This window comes from Pseudonocardia sp. P1 (genome assembly GCF_000178675.2).
Lineage (GTDB): Bacteria > Actinomycetota > Actinomycetes > Mycobacteriales > Pseudonocardiaceae > Pseudonocardia.
This window is the reverse complement of the sequence record NZ_ADUJ02000001.1, coordinates 4848975-4864391: the sequence shown is the minus strand read 5'-3', so window position 1 is coordinate 4864391 and position 15417 is coordinate 4848975. Positions and strand designations below refer to the sequence as shown.

General features: G+C 71.8%; 14 protein-coding genes. 5 read left to right on the top strand and 9 right to left on the bottom strand.

Annotated features, from left to right (window positions below):
- Positions 1-79: 79 nt before the first annotated feature.
- On the bottom strand, positions 80-1267 hold the full coding sequence (locus PP1_RS22445) for an acetyl-CoA C-acetyltransferase (protein WP_010230004.1): 1188 nt from the start codon (positions 1265-1267) through the stop codon (positions 80-82).
- A gap of 141 nt (positions 1268-1408) precedes the next feature.
- Between PP1_RS22445 and mce the strand changes: the two genes are divergently transcribed.
- The 3 genes from mce to PP1_RS22430 all read left to right on the top strand — a co-directional run bounded on the left by mce (position 1409) and on the right by PP1_RS22430 (position 4669).
- Entirely contained in the window at positions 1409-1867 is a 459-nt protein-coding gene (gene mce, locus PP1_RS22440; RefSeq protein WP_029239527.1) for a methylmalonyl-CoA epimerase, read from the top strand.
- A gap of 201 nt (positions 1868-2068) precedes the next feature.
- Complete coding sequence (gene ccrA, locus PP1_RS22435; RefSeq protein ID WP_010230010.1) at positions 2069-3400, top strand: crotonyl-CoA carboxylase/reductase; 1332 nt, start codon at positions 2069-2071, stop codon at positions 3398-3400.
- A gap of 135 nt (positions 3401-3535) precedes the next feature.
- Positions 3536-4669, top strand: coding sequence for a hypothetical protein (locus PP1_RS22430; protein WP_139323951.1), 1134 nt, complete (start codon positions 3536-3538; stop codon positions 4667-4669).
- 15 nt (positions 4670-4684) lie between these two features.
- On the opposite strand, the gene PP1_RS22425 is transcribed toward PP1_RS22430, so the two are convergent.
- The 7 genes from PP1_RS22425 to PP1_RS22395 form a co-directional block, all read right to left on the bottom strand.
- Complete coding sequence (locus PP1_RS22425) at positions 4685-4921, bottom strand: hypothetical protein (RefSeq protein ID WP_010230015.1); 237 nt, start codon at positions 4919-4921, stop codon at positions 4685-4687.
- 215 nt (positions 4922-5136) lie between these two features.
- On the bottom strand, positions 5137-5586 hold the full coding sequence (locus tag PP1_RS22420; protein ID WP_010230017.1) for a MaoC/PaaZ C-terminal domain-containing protein: 450 nt from the start codon (positions 5584-5586) through the stop codon (positions 5137-5139).
- Between the two features lies 1 nt (position 5587).
- Entirely contained in the window at positions 5588-6658 is a 1071-nt protein-coding gene (locus tag PP1_RS22415; protein WP_083697223.1) for a LacI family DNA-binding transcriptional regulator, read from the bottom strand.
- A gap of 18 nt (positions 6659-6676) precedes the next feature.
- On the bottom strand, positions 6677-7435 hold the full coding sequence (locus PP1_RS22410; RefSeq protein WP_010230025.1) for an SDR family NAD(P)-dependent oxidoreductase: 759 nt from the start codon (positions 7433-7435) through the stop codon (positions 6677-6679).
- Entirely contained in the window at positions 7432-8790 is a 1359-nt protein-coding gene (locus tag PP1_RS22405) for an MFS transporter (RefSeq protein WP_010230028.1), read from the bottom strand. Before PP1_RS22405 ends, PP1_RS22410 begins: the two co-directional genes overlap by 4 nt.
- An 87-nt stretch (positions 8791-8877) precedes the next feature.
- Positions 8878-10410: an acyl CoA:acetate/3-ketoacid CoA transferase gene (locus PP1_RS22400; RefSeq protein ID WP_010230029.1), complete on the bottom strand. Its 1533-nt coding sequence runs from the start codon at positions 10408-10410 to the stop codon at positions 8878-8880.
- Positions 10411-10427: 17 nt separating this feature from the next.
- A complete protein-coding gene (locus PP1_RS22395) occupies positions 10428-11210 on the bottom strand; it encodes an enoyl-CoA hydratase/isomerase family protein (protein WP_010230031.1) in 783 nt (260 codons plus the stop codon).
- A 296-nt stretch (positions 11211-11506) separates the two neighbouring features.
- Here PP1_RS22395 and PP1_RS22390 point away from each other — a divergent pair, with 296 nt between their 5' ends.
- A complete protein-coding gene (locus tag PP1_RS22390; protein ID WP_010230032.1) occupies positions 11507-12691 on the top strand; it encodes a dihydrodipicolinate synthase family protein in 1185 nt (394 codons plus the stop codon).
- Entirely contained in the window at positions 12688-13545 is an 858-nt protein-coding gene (locus PP1_RS22385) for a sugar phosphate isomerase/epimerase family protein (protein ID WP_010230033.1), read from the top strand. Before PP1_RS22390 ends, PP1_RS22385 begins: the two co-directional genes overlap by 4 nt.
- Before the next feature lie 47 nt (positions 13546-13592).
- Here PP1_RS22385 and PP1_RS22380 read toward each other — a convergent pair whose 3' ends face one another.
- The gene (locus PP1_RS22380; protein WP_010230034.1) at positions 13593-15377 is read right to left on the bottom strand and encodes a 3-hydroxyacyl-CoA dehydrogenase family protein; all 1785 of its coding nucleotides are present in this window, start codon (positions 15375-15377) and stop codon (positions 13593-13595) included.
- Between the last annotated feature and the right edge of the window lie 40 nt (positions 15378-15417).

Here is a 15417-nt window from a genome sequence, read left to right as displayed (position 1 = left end):
GTCGTCGTCCTCCTCGTCGGTGCGGCCCCGGATGCGCGTCGGCCCCCGCCGCGGCGGGGGCCGACGACTCACACCGGGATCAGGACTTCGGCACGCGGACGATCAGCGCGTCGCCCTGGCCGCCACCGCCGCAGAGGGCGGCCGCACCGACACCGCCGCCACGCGCCTTGAGCGCGAGGGCGAGGTGCAGCGCGATCCGGGCGCCGGACATGCCGATCGGGTGGCCGAGTGCGATGGCGCCGCCGTCGACGTTGACCTTGCTCTCGTCGATGCCGAGCTTGCGGGCGGAGACGATCCCGACCGCGGCGAAGGCCTCGTTGATCTCGACGAGGTCGAGGTCGGCGGGCTGGATGCCCTCCTTCTCGCAGGCCTTGGCGATCGCGTTCGCGGGCTGCTCGTGCAGCGAGGCGTCCGGGCCGGCGACGACGCCGTGCGCCCCGATCTCGGCGATCCACTCCAGACCGAGCTCCTCAGCCTTGGCCTTGCTCATGACGACCACCGCGGCGGCGCCGTCGGAGATCTGCGAGGCCGACCCGGCCGTGATGGTGCCGTCGGCGGCGAAGGCCGGACGCAGCTTGCCCAGGCTCTCGGCGGTCGTGTCGCCGCGCACGCCCTCGTCGGTGGCGAAGACGACCGGGTCGCCCTTGCGCTGCGGGATCTCGACCGGCGTGATCTCCTGCTCGAACGTGCCGTCGGTGGCGGCACGGGCCGCGTTCTGGTGGGAGCGGGCGGAGAAGGCGTCCTGCTCCTCGCGGGTGAGGCCGTAGCGCTCGTTGTACTTCTCGGTCGAGGCGCCCATCGCGACCTGGTCGAAGGCGCAGAACAGGCCGTCGTACGACATGTGGTCGGTGAGCGTCGCGTCACCGAACTTGGTGCCCTCGCGGGACTTGGTGAGCAGGTGCGGCGCCTGGGTCATCGACTCCTGGCCACCGGCGACGACGACGTCGAACTCACCGGCGCGGATGAGCTGGTCGGCGAGCGCGATCGCGTCGGCACCGGAGAGGCAGACCTTGTTGATGGTCAGCGCGGGCACGTCCATCGGGATGCCGGCCGCGACGGCGGCCTGGCGGGCGGGGATCTGGCCGGCACCGGCCGTCAGCACCTGTCCCATGATCGTGTAGTCGACCTGCTCCGGCGCGACTCCCGCGCGCTCGAGCGCGGCCTTGATGGCGATACCGCCGAGCTGGGCCCCGGAGAACCCCTTCAGCGAGCCGAGCAGACGGCCCATCGGCGTACGCGCGCCGCTGACGATCACGGTTCCGGACACGGGTCCTCCAGCAAGCTTCGTTGGCAGGTGGGCGGGCGGCCACCATACCCACGCCGTCCGGCGACGCGGACGCACCGAACGGTGGGGGTGACCAGTGGCACACACCCCTACTCGCGAGTAGTCAAGGTACCTTCTGCCCCCATGACGACAACCGAGGATGCTCTGTCGCCGCTGGTCGTGGCCGTGGACCACGTGGGTATCGCCGTGCCGGACCTGGACGAGGCGATCCGCTGGTACGCCGAGAACCTGGGGCTCGTCTCCGTGCACGAGGAGACCAACACCGAGCAGGGCGTGCGTGAGGCCATGCTGGGCGCTCCCGGCGAGGCGAGCGGCGCCACCAAGGTCCAGCTGCTCGCGCCGCTGGACGAGAACTCGACGATCGCGAAGTTCATCGACCGCAACGGCCCGGGCCTGCAGCAGGTCGCCTACCGGGTCACCGACGTCGCCGCCGCGGCGGACGCGCTGCGTGCCAAGGGCCTGCGCCTGCTCTACGACGAGCCGCGCCGGGGCACGTCCGACTCGAAGGTCAACTTCGTGCACCCGAAGGACGCCGGCGGCGTGCTGGTCGAGCTGGTCGAACCGGCCGCGGACGGGCACTGACCCGCACCGATCGGGCGGGGACCCCCGTCCCGAAGGACAGTACGGGCGTCCGGTGGCCTCGCTCACGAAGCCGTCGTCGGGTATCACCACCACCGGGCCGTAACGGTTAACATACTACGCAGTAACTTGCGGTATCCCAAGCAAAGCCGGGCGTACGCGCCCGGGCCATTCCCCTAGCAACGTCGCCATCGGAGGCCAGCAGTGAAGGACATCCGCGACGCCATCCTCGCCGGGCAGTTCGCCGACGTCGGTGGCCTGGAGGTGCCCGAGTCCTACCAGGGCGTCACCGTCCGGGCCGAGGACGCCGACATGTTCGAGGGCCTGCCCACCAAGGAGAAGGACCCGCGCAAGAGCCTGCGGCTCGAGGACGTGCCGGTCCCCGAGCTGGGGCCGGGCGAGGCGCTGGTGGCGGTCATGGCCAGCGCCATCAACTACAACACCGTCTGGACGTCGATCTTCGAGCCGGTCTCGACGTTCAGCTTCCTGAAGCGCTACGGGAAGCTCTCCCCGCTGACCGCGCGCCACGACCTGCCGTACCACGTGGTCGGGTCCGACCTGGCCGGCGTCGTCGTGCGCACCGGGCCGGGCGTCAACAGCTGGAAGGCCGGCGACCAGGTCGTCGCGCACTGCCTGTCCGTCGAGCTGGAGAGCCCCGACGGGCACTCCGACACGATGATGGACCCGGAGCAGCGGATCTGGGGCTTCGAGACCAACTTCGGCGGCCTCGCCGAGCTGGCGCTGGTGAAGTCGAACCAGCTCATGCCGAAGCCCGACCACCTCACCTGGGAGGAGGCCGCGTCCCCGGGCCTGGTCAACTCCACCGCCTACCGCCAGCTGGTGTCGAAGAACGGCGCCGACATGAAGCAGGGCGACGTCGTCCTGATCTGGGGCGCGTCCGGCGGCCTCGGCTCCTACGCCACCCAGTTCGCGCTGAACGGCGGCGCCACCCCGGTCTGCGTCGTCTCCTCCGAGGAGAAGGCCCAGATCTGCCGGGACATGGGCGCCGAGCTGGTGATCGACCGCAACGCCGAGGGCTACAAGTTCTGGAAGGACCCGCAGACCCAGGACCCGAAGGAGTGGAAGCGCCTCGGCGCGAAGATCCGCGAGCTGACCGGCGGTGAGGACCCGGACATCGTGTTCGAGCACCCCGGGCGGGAGACCTTCGGCGCCTCGGTCTACGTCACCCGCAAGGGCGGTCAGATCGTCACCTGTGCCTCGACCTCGGGCTACATGCACGAGTTCGACAACCGGTACCTGTGGATGAACCTCAAGCGGATCGTCGGCTCGCACTTCGCGAACTACCGCGAGGCGTTCGAGGCCAACCGGCTGATCTCGAAGGGCATGATCCACCCGACGCTGTCCCGGGTGTACCCGCTGGCCGAGACCGGCCAGGCGGCCTTCGACGTCCACCAGAACACGCACCAGGGCAAGGTCGGCGTGCTCGCGCTGGCCCCCGAGGAGGGCCTGGGCGTGGCCGACCAGGAGAAGCGGGAGCGTCACCTCGACGGCATCAACCGCTTCCGCGGCGTCTGACACATCCCCTCTCGAAGGGCGTGGGGCCCGTCCGTGCCATACGGACGGGCCCCACGTCCATACCGGGGTGAACATGGTGACGTGCGGCCGTCGAACTCACGACCGTGCAACGTGGGCGACGGTACGGTGACGGGCATGGCCGGTGACCACGATGTGCCCGTACCCCGGACCGGTTTCTCGATCGCGCGCCGGGGCTACGACCAGGCGCAGGTCGACAGCCACCTGCGCCGGCTCGACGCCGAGGTGCGGATGCTGGCCGCCGATCGTGACGCCTCGGTCTCCCAGAACACCCGGTTGAGCCGCGAGCTGGACGACGCGCGCACCCGTACCGAGGCGATGCAGCAGCAGGTCAACCGGCTCGCCGGCCCGCCGCAGAGCGTGCAGGGCATGAGCGAGCGGCTGCGGTCGATGCTCCGGCTAGCCGAGGACGAGGTCACCGAGATGCACGCCAAGGCGGACCGGGAGATCGCCGACCAGCGTCAGCAGGCCGACGACCACGCCCACCGGGTCCTCACCGACGCCCGGTCCCGGGCCGAGCAGATCACCGCCGACGCCGAGGCGCGCCGGGCCGAACTGGACCGGAAGGCCGAGCAGCGGGACCGCGAGCTCGACGACAAGCAGGCCCGGGTCGAGCGCGAGCTCGCCGAGCTGAAGGAGCGCACCGAGGCCGAGCTCGCGGAGCTGACGTCCACCACGGAGCGGTCGCTGGCCGAGCAGCGGCAGAACACCGAGCGGGAGCTCGGCGAGCAGGAGCGGACCGTCACCGAGCGGATCTCCCGCGCCGACACCGAGGCCCACGAGGTCCGCGAGCAGGTCGAGCACGACTTCCGGATCGCGATGGACCAGCGCCGTGCCGAGGCACTGACGTCGCTGTTCGCGGAGCGGGACGCCCTGTCCGATGAGATCCGACGGCGTCGCGCGGAGACCGACGAGGAGATCCGCCAGGCGCTCGAGCAGTCCCACGCCGAGGGTGAGCGGATCCGGTCGGACGCCCGCCGGGACGCCGAGGAGACCACCGGCCGTGCCCGTCGCCGGGTCGAGGAGCTCACCGAGCTGCGCAGCCGGGTGACCGAGCAGCTGCACTCGGCGCGGACCCTGATCGAGACCCAGGCCGGGGACCTGGACGCGGGCCCGTCCCTCGCCGACGTCCCGGAGCAGCCGGAGGCCACCGCCGCGGAGACGGGACAGGAGCCCACGGCGCCGCGGCCCTCGCCGTCGCCCCGGGCCGGGGCCAACGGCCACACCAAGCACGCGGCCCGCTCCCGCTGAGGGACCGCGGGACGGTCAGTACCGGCGGAACCCCGGACGACGCCGGTCCCGCGCGTTCCAGCACGGCAGGTGCCAGTGCCTGCGGTCCTCGACCCCACCGGGGTCGTCGGCGGGCCACGCGACCACGTGCGGGGTGCCCGACGGCAGGAGCTGGTCGCAGCCCGGGCACCGGTAGTTCTTCACCGACGACCCGCCGGGCACCCGGCGGACGTTCCACTCGCCGTCGCGGCCGCTCTCCCGCGACGTGATCATGCCGCTGCCGAGTGGCGGCGCGACGGGACGGCCCCGCCCCCTCTCCGTGGGGCGGGGCCGTCTCGAACGACCGCGGGCCATGCGACCAGTGTGACGGTTGCGGCTCGCGCGCCACGACGGTGCCCTGACCCACTGCACCGGGCCGACGGCGGCCGGACGGTGGGCCGACGGGTCGTGAGGTACCGCCCGCCGAGGTCCGCGGCCGCAGGAACGGGTCAGTCCGTGTGCAGCAGCAGCGTCTTGTGCCCGGACTGGACCACGACGCCGTTCTGGTCGACCACCCGCACGTCGAACGTGACGAGTCCCTGGCCCGGGACGCTGCGCCGGGGCCGGCGCTCCGACACCGAGAACTCGACATGGATCGTGTCGCCGAACCCGACCGGGGCCCGGAACCGCCAGTCGGCGACCCCCATGAACGCGATGGCGTTGCGCCCCAGCAGCTCCGAGCCGAACATCAGGCCGTGCGCGTAGGACAGGACGAGCAGCCCGTGCGCGATGGGGCGGCCGAACGAGGACCGGTGCGCGAACTCGTGATCGACGTGCATGGGCGAGGTGTCCCAGGTCGAACCCGCGAACTGCACCACGTCGGTCTCGGTGATGGTCCGGGTCCGGGTCGTGAACTCCCGGCCGACGGTGAGGTCGTTCCAGCTCAGCTCGCGTTCCATGTCAGCTCCTTGTCGTCGGGTGCCCCCTCTCTGTGGGGGCCGGCGCGCGGCCGGTGACTCCGGCCGGGGCCGGGGCGACCGAGTCGCGCAGGACGACCTCGGCGGTGAACTCCACGTGGGAGACGTCGCCGGGGTCGATGAGCAGTGCGTGCATCGCGCGCCAGGCCGCGCGACCCACCTCTCGTTCGTGCATGCTCGCCGTGGTCAGCCTGGGCTGGAGCCAGCGGGCCAGTGGGGTGTCGTCGAAACCGACCACCGACACGTCGTCCGGCACCCTGACACCGATGTCGGCGAGCACCCGCAGCACGGCCGCGGCCTGCAGGTCGTTGAAGGCGAGGATCCCGGTGCAGCCCGCCGCGAGGAGCGGGCGCATCGTCCGGTCGGGGTCCGGCCCGTCGGTCTCCAACGGGGCCTGCCAGGCGCGCAGCCCGGCCGTGACCGCCAGCTCCTCGATGAGCCGCCAGCGTGCCTGGGCGTGCTCGCTGGCGATGCTCGCCCCGACGAACGCGATCGAGGTGTGCCCGCCCGCGACGAGGTGCTCCACCAGAGCCCGGGTGGCACCCAGGACGTCGGTGTAGACCGTCGACAGCGCGGGTGCGGCCGGGACACGCCGGTTGACCATCACCATCGGCGTCCCGTCGGTGGTGAGGTCACCGAGTTCCTCGGTGTCCGATCGCGGACTGCACATGATGAGTCCGTCGGTGCGGTACATCGCCCGGCGCGCGAGGTCCGGCTCGGCGTCCGAGGCGTTCAGCGAGTCCCCGACGAGCACCTCGAAGCCGTCCTCACGAGCGGCGTGCACGATCGACTGGGCGACCGTGGTGAAGTACTGGTTCCCGAGGTCCGGCACGATCAGGCCGACCGTGCCGGTCCTGCCCGTCGCGAGGCTGCGAGCCACGGCGTTCACCGAGTAGCCGAGCAGGTCGGCCGCATCGAGGACCTTGCGCCGCGTGGGCTCCGAGACCGGCTTGGCGGCTCCGGCGAGCACCCGGGAGACGGACGCGACCGACACCCCGGCCTCCGAGGCGACGTCTCGGACCGTCGGCCTGCGGGAGCGGGACACGGATGTCACCGCTACGACCCTATGGCGTCACATCATCACCCCGCCACCGTTGACGTGCAGGACCTGGCCGTGCATGAGCTCGGAGGCGGCCGCGGCGAGGAACACCACGACGGGGGCGAGCTCCTCGGGGGTGGCGATGGTTCCGGTCACGGCACCGGCCGTCCGTTCCTCGACCCAGGCGGGGTCCTCGGCGAGGTCGCTGATCAGCGGGGTCAGCACGGGTCCGGGCGCGATCGCGTTGACCCGCACACCCGGTCCGAGTTCCCGCGCGAGCGCGCGGGTGAGTCCCACGACCCCGGCCTTCGCCGCGGTGTACGACGCGAACTCGCGGGCGCCCTTGAAAGCGAGCTGGGACGACACGTTGACGATGCGGCCGTGGCCCCGCGCCCGGCGGGCGAAGCGCTGGGCGACGAGCATCGGAGCGGTCAGGTCGTGCAGCAGAGTGTGGTCCCAGTGCTCGCGCGTCATCTCCAGGAACGGCGCGGCCTCCATCGTCCCCGCATTGTTGACGAGCACCGTGCAGCGGCCGAGCCGCTCCTCCGTGCGGTCGAGCACGGCGTCGATGCGGTCCGGCCGACTGACGTCCCCACCTGCGACGACCACCTCGGTGCCGTGCCGGTCCGTCAGCTCGGCAGCGAGGGCCTCGGCGCGTCCGGTGTCGTCGAGGTGGTTGAGCGCGACCCGGGCCCCGGCGCCGGCGAGTGCGTGCGCCATCGCACGCCCCAGCCCGCCGGTGGAACCGGTCAGCAGGACGACCTCGTCGTCGAGCCGGAAGGGGCTGCTCATGCGGTCTCCGCTCTCGTGTCGGCGCGGTCACCGACCACGTGGGAAGCGTTGCGGCGTGCGCTGTAGCCCCGGCCCAGCAACAGGCAGGCCACCGACACCGCACAGCAGGCCGCGAGGAACAGCGCGCACAACCACGGGGCGCCTCCGGCGGCGGCGACGAGCGCCGCAGCGATCAACGGGGCGGGTCCGCCGATGAGGGTGCCGGCGAGCTCGCGACAGGTCGCCACACCGGAGAACCGCACCTCGGCCGGGAAGAGCCCGACGAGGTAGAGCCCCTGCGCGCCGGCCATGAGACCGAACGACACCGAGTAGGTCGCCACCAGCGCCAGCACGATCAGCCCGGGGACGGTCGTTCCGAGCAGCAGGAACAGCGGGAACGACATCAGCAGGCAGTAGGACGCGCCGAGAGTGAACACGCGGGTCGCCCCGAGCCGGTCGGTGAGGATCCCGCCGCCGACCCCGAGCAGTGCGCCGACGACCGAGGCGGTCAGCGACGCCGAGAGCGCGAGCGTCTGCGGCATCCCGAGGTCGTCGCGGATGTAGGTCAGGGCGAAGGTGGTGGTGATGTAGGACATGGCCTGGTGGCCGACCATCGCACCGAAACCGAGCAGCACCGCGCCGCGGTGCTCACGGAACAGCTCCCACATGGGGACCTTGCGGTGGTCCGCCTCGTCGACACGACGGCGCGCGTCGACGAACTCCGGTGTCTCCTCGACCCGGTGCCGGATGAAGTAGGCGACCGCGAGGATCACCGCGCTCAGCCAGAACGGGACGCGCCAGCCCCAGGTGAGGAGGACGTCGCCGGGGAGCAGCGCGACGACGAGGAACGCGACGATGCCCAGTGCGGACCCGATCGCCGTCGCGGCGTTGGGCATGGCCGTCCCGAATCCGAGCCGGGAGGGCCGGATCGTCTCCGAGATCATCGTCATCGTGCCCGCGAGTTCGGCGCCGGCACCGGCGCCCTGGAGCAGGCGCAACATGACCAGGAGCGCCGGTGCCCACAACCCGATCTGTTCGTAGGTGGGGAGGCAGCCCATCAGGAAGGTCGAGCCGCCCATCAGCACCAGGGTGAAGACGAGGGCGGGTTTGCGGCCGAGCCGGTCACCGAAGTTGGCGATGAGCAGCCCGCCCAGCGGACGGGCGAAGAAGCCGATCGCGAACGTCGCGAACGACGCCATGGTCGCCGCGGCCGGCGAGAGGTCGCCCGAGAAGAACAGCGGTCCGATGACCAGTGCCGACGCCGCACCGTAGAGGCCGAAGTCGTACCACTCGACGACGGAGCCGACGGTGCCGGCGACGAGTACCCGGCGTTCCTGTTCGGGTGAGACCGGTGGGCGGTCCTGCGTGTCCTGCACGTCGAGACTCCTTTGTCCTGTGTGGGAGTTCTGTCCTGTGTGGGAGTTCGTGGGATGTGTGGCGGTGACGGGGAGGGACCCCCGGGTTCAGAACGAGGCGTCGAACAGGGCCGGGTCCATCGTGCGGAGGTCGTCGGCGACGGTGAGGGCGAAACCGACCTGTGGGGCCACGTCCCGCTCGATGTCGACGCCGGGGGCGATCTCGGTCAGCACGAGGCCTCCGGTCCCGAGCTCGAACACGCATCGCTCGGTCACGAACACGATCCGCTGGCCGCGTCGCTGCGCCAGTGGACCGCTGAAGGAGATCTGCTCGACGGTCTCGACGAACCGCTGCGCACGGCCCTCCTGCACGATCGTGAGGGCGCCGGCCGCCCGGTCCCACCGCACGTCGAGTCCGCCCGCGGTCAGCGTGCCGCTGAACACGACCGTGCTCGCGCCCTGGCTGATGTTGACGAAACCGCCGACGCCGACGATCCGCCCGCCGAACCGGCTGATGTTCACGTCGCCACGGGGCGAGACCTCGGCGAAGGACAGGAAGGCGATGTCGAGGCCGCCGCCGTCGTAGAAGTCAAACTGGTAGGGCTGATCGAGCATCGCGTCGTAGTTCACCGCGGCGCCGGCGTCGAGCCCGCTCATCGGCAACCCGCCGTTGAGGCCCTGTTCGTTGGTCAGGACGACCGAGTCCAGGACACCGGTCTCCGCCGCCGCGATCGAGACGCCGGTCGAGATGCCGGACCCGAGGTTGCAGACCGCGCCGGGGGTCAGCTCGCGCGCGGCCCGGCGGGCGATGAGACCGCGGCTGCCGGTGGGCAGCGGCGGGAGCTCGGTGAGATCGATCCGCTCGGCGCCGGCGAAGGCGCGGTTGTCCGGCGCGCTGTAGGTGGTCGGCTGGTCCGGGACGACCACCGCGTCGTCGACCAGGAAGTACGGGATCTTGACCGACTTCGGCGGGGTGGTCCCGGCGGGAACGACCCTGGCGACCTGAACGATCACCCGGCCCCCGTTGTTGCGGGTGGCCTGGGCCATCGAGAGCATCTCGCCGAAGTACGCCTCGTCCTCCATGGACACGTTGCCCAGCTCGTCCACGGTGGACCCCCGCAGCAGGGCGATGTCCGGCGCGACCGGGCGGTACCTGATGTAGGGCTTGCCGTCGATCTCCACCGCCTCCGACGGCGGGTCCGTCGCCGGAGCACCCTGCCGCCCTCCGCCGAGACGCGGATCGACATAGGTGCCGACCCCGACGTCGGTGAAGAGACCGGGACGCCGTGCGGCGGAGTCCCGCATGAGCTGCGACAGCGAGCCCTGCGGGACGGTGAAGAGCTCCAGCTCGCCGCGCGCCGCCGCCTCGCCGATCCCCGGGGCGTCGACCGTGGTACCGCACACCACCCGCCGGAGCAGTCCCTTGTGGCGGAGCCGGTGCGCGCCCCGCGATTCCTTGTCCCCGATACCCACGGGGTGGACGGAGGTCAGATCGCGGGGCTCGGCTGCCGTCAGGTAGCGCTCCTCGAGCGCCTCCAGCAGCGCCTCGGGCACGGCGTGCCCGCCGCCGGACCCGCCGATCACCAGCGTGGCCCCCGACGGGATCGTGCTGACCGCCTCCAAGGCGGTGACCTGCTTCATCGTGGTACTCCTCGGGGTCATGAGTGGGTGAAGACCGGGGCGCGCTTCTCGACGAAGGCCCGGGCGCCTTCCTGGGCATCCGCGGAGGCGTAGACCTCAGCGATCTCCTCGACCTCCGTGGCCTCGCCCCGCACCCGGCCGTGGGTCAGGCCCTCGCGCAGGCACCTCTTGGTGGACCGGACCCCTCGCCGGGGCAACGCGGCGATCTCCCGGGCCAGCGCCTGCGCGGCGTCGTCGACACCACCGGCCGGCACGATCTCGGAGACCAGGCCCCAGTCGAGGGCGGTGGCCGCGTCGATCGATCGACCGGTCAGGAGCATCAGGGCGGCGCGGCCGGCCCCGATCACGCCGGGCAGTCGCTGGGTCCCTCCGCCGGACGCGAACACGCCGATCCTCACCTCGGGGAGACCGAGCACGCCGCCGTCCTCCACCAGGCGGATGTCCGCGGTCAGCGCCAGCTCCAGGCCGCCCCCGACGGTGTGGCCCCGCAGAGCCGCGACGACGGGTTGGGGCAGCCTCTCCAGCGCCGCGTACGCGGCGTGTTCGTGCTCGGACACCGCATGCCCGCTCGCGACGTCCTGCGGAAAGGTCGAGATGTCCGAACCGACCGAGAACGCCCGGTCGGAGTCCGAGGCGAGCACGACGGCGCGAACATCGGTCCGCTCCCGCAGCTGCTCGGCGACCACCCGCAGTGACTCGCGCATGTCCCCGGTCAGGGGGTTCAACGGCGGGTTCGACAGGGTGATCGTCGCGACGGCGTCACTGATGTCGAGCTGTACCCGCTCGGTGGTCGCTGGCATCGCCCCTCCGTTGGGTAACCGGTTACCGACTCGGCAACCTACGCACTCCAATCCGTCCCGCGCAAGGCCCGATCGCGAGATCGCCCAGGGACGACCTCTCTTGACGGCCGACTTCGAGACCTCCTACCGTGCCGATAGGGGTAACCGATTACCAGCATCTCTCTGATCGCCAGGGTTCCCCCTGAACGGTCGTCATCGACCCGACCCGCTCCCCCGACGGAGGACTTCGAGATGGCATCGACGATCACCGGCGACGCCGGTACGGACACCCGGGTCACGCCGGACCGGGCCCGCGCATGAGCACCGTCCTCACCCTGGGGACCGACGGCCGCACCGGACGCCGCGAGCTCGCACCTCCCCCCGAGCTCACCCGGCCTTCCGGGGGACTGCAGTCCCGCACGGTGTTCGCCGCCGCGCACGTGGTCCCCCGGGTGACCGGCGACAACAGCCCGGGCGCCCCCGCGGACATCGACTGGGACGCCACGCTGGCCTTCCGCCACCACGTGTGGTCCTGGGGACTCGGTGTCGCCGACGCGATGGACACCGCGCAGCGCAACATGGGCCTGGACCCGGCCGCCACCCGCGAGCTGATCTCGCGCAGCGCGGCGGAGGCGCGATCAGCCGGTGCCGAACTGGTGGTCGGGGTCGGCACCGACCACGTCGACGACCCCGACCCCGGCCTCGACGGGGTGATCAGGGCCTACATCGAGCAGCTGCACCACGCGGAGGACCACGGCGCGGGCGTCGTCCTGATGGCCAGCCGGCACCTCGCCCGCGCGGCCCGATCGGCGGCGGACCACGAACGGGTCTACCGGGAGGTGCTCGCCCGGGCCGGTGCCCCGGTCGTCCTGCACTGGCTGGGAACCGCCTTCGACCCCCACCTCGCCGGCTACTTCGGCTCGGACGATGTCGCCCGCTGCTCCGACACGGTCCTCCGGATCATCGAGGACGACGTCTCGAAGGTCCGGGGCATCAAGATGAGCCTGCTCGACGCGGGCCACGAGATCGCCCTGCGGGCCCGCCTGCCACGCGACGTCACGATGTTCACCGGCGACGACTACAACTACGTCTCCCTCATCGAGGGCGACGGCGAACACCACTCCGACGCCCTGCTCGGCGCGTTCGCCGCGATGCCGGCGAACGCGGCCGCGGCCGTCGCCGCACTCGACGACGATCGGCCCCACGACTACCGCGCGATCCTCGGACCGACCGAACCCCTGGCCCGCCACGTCTTCGCCGCGCCGACCTGGCACTACAAGAGCGGGATCGCGTTCCTGGCCTGGCTGAACGGCCACCAGCCGGCGTTCACGATGGTGGGCGGACTGCACGCGGCCCGCAGCCTGCCGCACCTGTCCACCCTGGTCGAGCTGGCCGACTCGGCGGGCGCGCTCTCCGATCCCGGCCTCGCCGCCCACCGGTGGGCCCGGTTGCTGGCCGCGCACGGCATCGACGACCACACCGTCGACGGCGGCGCCCGGTGATCGGCGCCGGCGCGCTGTCGCTCAACCAGGCCACCGTCCGCCACGCCGACCTGGAGACGGCTCTGCAAGTGGCCGTCGAGGCCGGGATTGGTGCGGTCGGGCTCTGGCGCGAGCCGGTGCACGAGATGGGGCTCGAGCGCGCCGCGCAGGCGGTGACCCGGTCGGGCCTGCGGGTCTCCAGCCTGTGTCGTGGCGGGTTCGTCACCGCGGCCGACGAACCGGCGCGCACGGTCGCGCTCGACGACAACCGCCGAGCGATCGAGGAGACAGCCGTGCTCGCCGCGGCGGGCGCCGAGGGGTCGGCAGCGGTCCTCGTCCTCGTGCCGGGTGGGTTGCCCGAAGGCGACCGGGACCTGGGCGGTGCCCGGGAGCGGGTCGCCGCCGCGGTGGCCGAGCTGGCTCCTGATGCCGACGCGGCCGGGGTGACCTTGGCCGTCGAGCCCATGAACCCGATCTACGCCGCCGACCGGGGAGTGATCTCCACGCTCGGCCAGGCCCTCGACATCGCCGAGGCGGTTCCGGGGGTCGGCGTGGTCGTCGACACCTTCCACGTGTGGTGGGACCCGGAGCTGGCAGCCCAGGTCGAGCGCGCGGGGAACTCCGGCCGGATCGCCGCGTTCCAGGTGTGCGACTGGATCACCCCACTCCCGCCGGACACCCTGCTCGCACGCGGGATGATGGGCGACGGACACATCGACTTCCGGTCGATCGCGAACCTCGTCGAGGCGGCCGGCTACCGCGGCGACGTCGAGGTCGAGATCTTCAACCAGCAGGTCTGGGACGCCGACCCCGCCGAGGTCGCCCGGCGCACCGCGCGAGCGTTCGTCGAGCACGTCGGCGGCGCTCGGGGCTGAGCAGCACCGTCCCCGATCGCACCACGATGTGTTCCGCCGCCCGCCGCTCAGCGTGCGGTGTAGTCCCGGAACCCGTGCCCGGTCTTGCGGCCGAGCCGCCCCGCGGTCACCAGGTGCTCCAGCAGCGGCGCCGGGGCGAACCCGGACTGGCGGAACTCCGAGTACAGCGAACGCTCGATCGCCAGCGAGACGTCGAGGCCCACCACGTCGAGCAGCTCGAACGGGCCCATCGGGAGCGCACAGCCGGTCTTCATGGCGGCGTCGATGTCGTCGGCGGTCGCGTAGTGCGCCTCCAGCATCTTCACCGCGTCGTTCAGGTACGGGAACAGCAGCGCGTTGACGATGAACCCGGCGCGGTCGCCGCAGCTCACCGGCACCTTCTTCAGGTTCTTGGTCACCTGCAGGACGGTCGCGGCGACGTCGCGCGAGGTGCCGATCGTCGAGACGACCTCCACCAGCTTCATCACCGGTGCCGGGTTGAAGAAGTGCATGCCGATCACGTCGCCGGGCCGCTGGGTGGCGGCGGCGCACTCGACGACCGGCAGCGACGACGTCGTCGTCGCGAGGATCGCGCCGGGCTTGCAGATCTCGTCCAGCGCGCCGAACATCGCCCGCTTGACGTCGAGCTCCTCGGCGACGGCCTCGACGACGAGGTCGACGTCGGCCATGTCCTCCAGCTGCGTGGTGCCGGTGATCCGGCCGACGATCGTGTCGCGGTCGGCCTCCTCCAGCTTGCCGCGGGCGACCGCCTTGTCCAGGGACTTGCGCACGTGCGCGATCGAGCCGTCGACCTTGGACTCGCTGCGCCCGCGGACGACGACGTCGTACCCGGCCTTGGCGAACACCTCGACGATGCCCGAGGCCATGGTGCCGGTGCCGACGACGCCGACCCGGTCGACCCCGCGCAGCGTGACGTCCTCGGGGACCGACGACGACGGCGTCTCACCGTCGGCGACGACGGTCGAGCTGTGTGGCGCCTCGTAGGTGTAGAAGCCGCGCCCGGCCTTCCGGCCCAGCAGCCCGGCGGTGATCATCTGCTTGAACACCGGGTTCGGCGCGTGCAGCAGGTTGCGCGACTCCCGGTACATCGTCTCGAGGATCTCGTAGGCGGTGTCGAGGCCGATCAGGTCGAGCAGGGCGAGCGGGCCCATCGGGTACCCGCAGCCGTAGCGCATGCCGGCGTCGAGGTCCTCGCGGCTGGCGTAGCGCTCGGCGTACATCTTCGCCGCGTGGTTGAGGTAGCCGAAGAGCAGCGCGTTCGCGATGAAGCCGGCGCGGTCGCCGATCACGACCGGGACCTTGCCGAGCGAGTCGGCGAACGCCTGCACGTCCTCGATCACGTCCGGCTCGGTGACGACGGTGCGCACCACCTCGACCAGCTTCTGCACCGGCGCCGGGTTGAAGAAGTGCATCCCGACGACCTTGCCGGGACGCTTGGTGCGCACGGCCAGCTCGGTCACCGACAGCGACGAGGTGTTGGAGCAGAGGATCGTGTCCTCGCCGACGACGCCGTCGACCGCGGCGAACACCTCGGCCTTGGCCTCGAGGCTCTCCGGGATCGCCTCGACGACGAGCTGGGCGGGGGCCAGGTCGGAGAGCGACGTCGTGACGGTGATCCGCCCGAGCAGCTCGTCGGCCTGCTCCTGGGTGAGCTTCCCGCGCTCGATCGCGCGCCCGGTGGAGGCGGCCAGGTGGGCGCGTCCGCGCTCCCCCGCGGCCGCGTCGACCTCGACGGCGATCACCTCGAGGCCGTTGCGGGCGAAGACCTCCACGATCCCCGCACCCATCGTGCCGAGGCCGACCACACCGACCGTCCGGATCTCGCGTGCCACGCTGGAACCTCCCAGTTCGACGTCTCTGTCTCGCGTTGCG

Excerpts from the sequence above, each read along its gene's own strand:
- mce (WP_029239527.1), top strand. The coding sequence starts at position 1,409 with ATGACGACAACCGAGGATGCTCTGTCGCCGCTGGTCGTGGCCGTGGAC.
- PP1_RS22430 (WP_139323951.1), top strand. The coding sequence starts at position 3,536 with ATGGCCGGTGACCACGATGTGCCCGTACCCCGGACCGGTTTCTCGATC.
- PP1_RS22425 (WP_010230015.1), bottom strand. The coding sequence starts at position 4,921 with ATGATCACGTCGCGGGAGAGCGGCCGCGACGGCGAGTGGAACGTCCGC.
- PP1_RS22420 (WP_010230017.1), bottom strand. The coding sequence starts at position 5,586 with ATGGAACGCGAGCTGAGCTGGAACGACCTCACCGTCGGCCGGGAGTTC.
- PP1_RS22410 (WP_010230025.1), bottom strand. The coding sequence starts at position 7,435 with ATGAGCAGCCCCTTCCGGCTCGACGACGAGGTCGTCCTGCTGACCGGT.
- PP1_RS22400 (WP_010230029.1), bottom strand. The coding sequence starts at position 10,410 with ATGAAGCAGGTCACCGCCTTGGAGGCGGTCAGCACGATCCCGTCGGGG.
- PP1_RS22395 (WP_010230031.1), bottom strand. The coding sequence starts at position 11,210 with ATGCCAGCGACCACCGAGCGGGTACAGCTCGACATCAGTGACGCCGTC.
- PP1_RS22390 (WP_010230032.1), top strand. The coding sequence starts at position 11,507 with ATGAGCACCGTCCTCACCCTGGGGACCGACGGCCGCACCGGACGCCGC.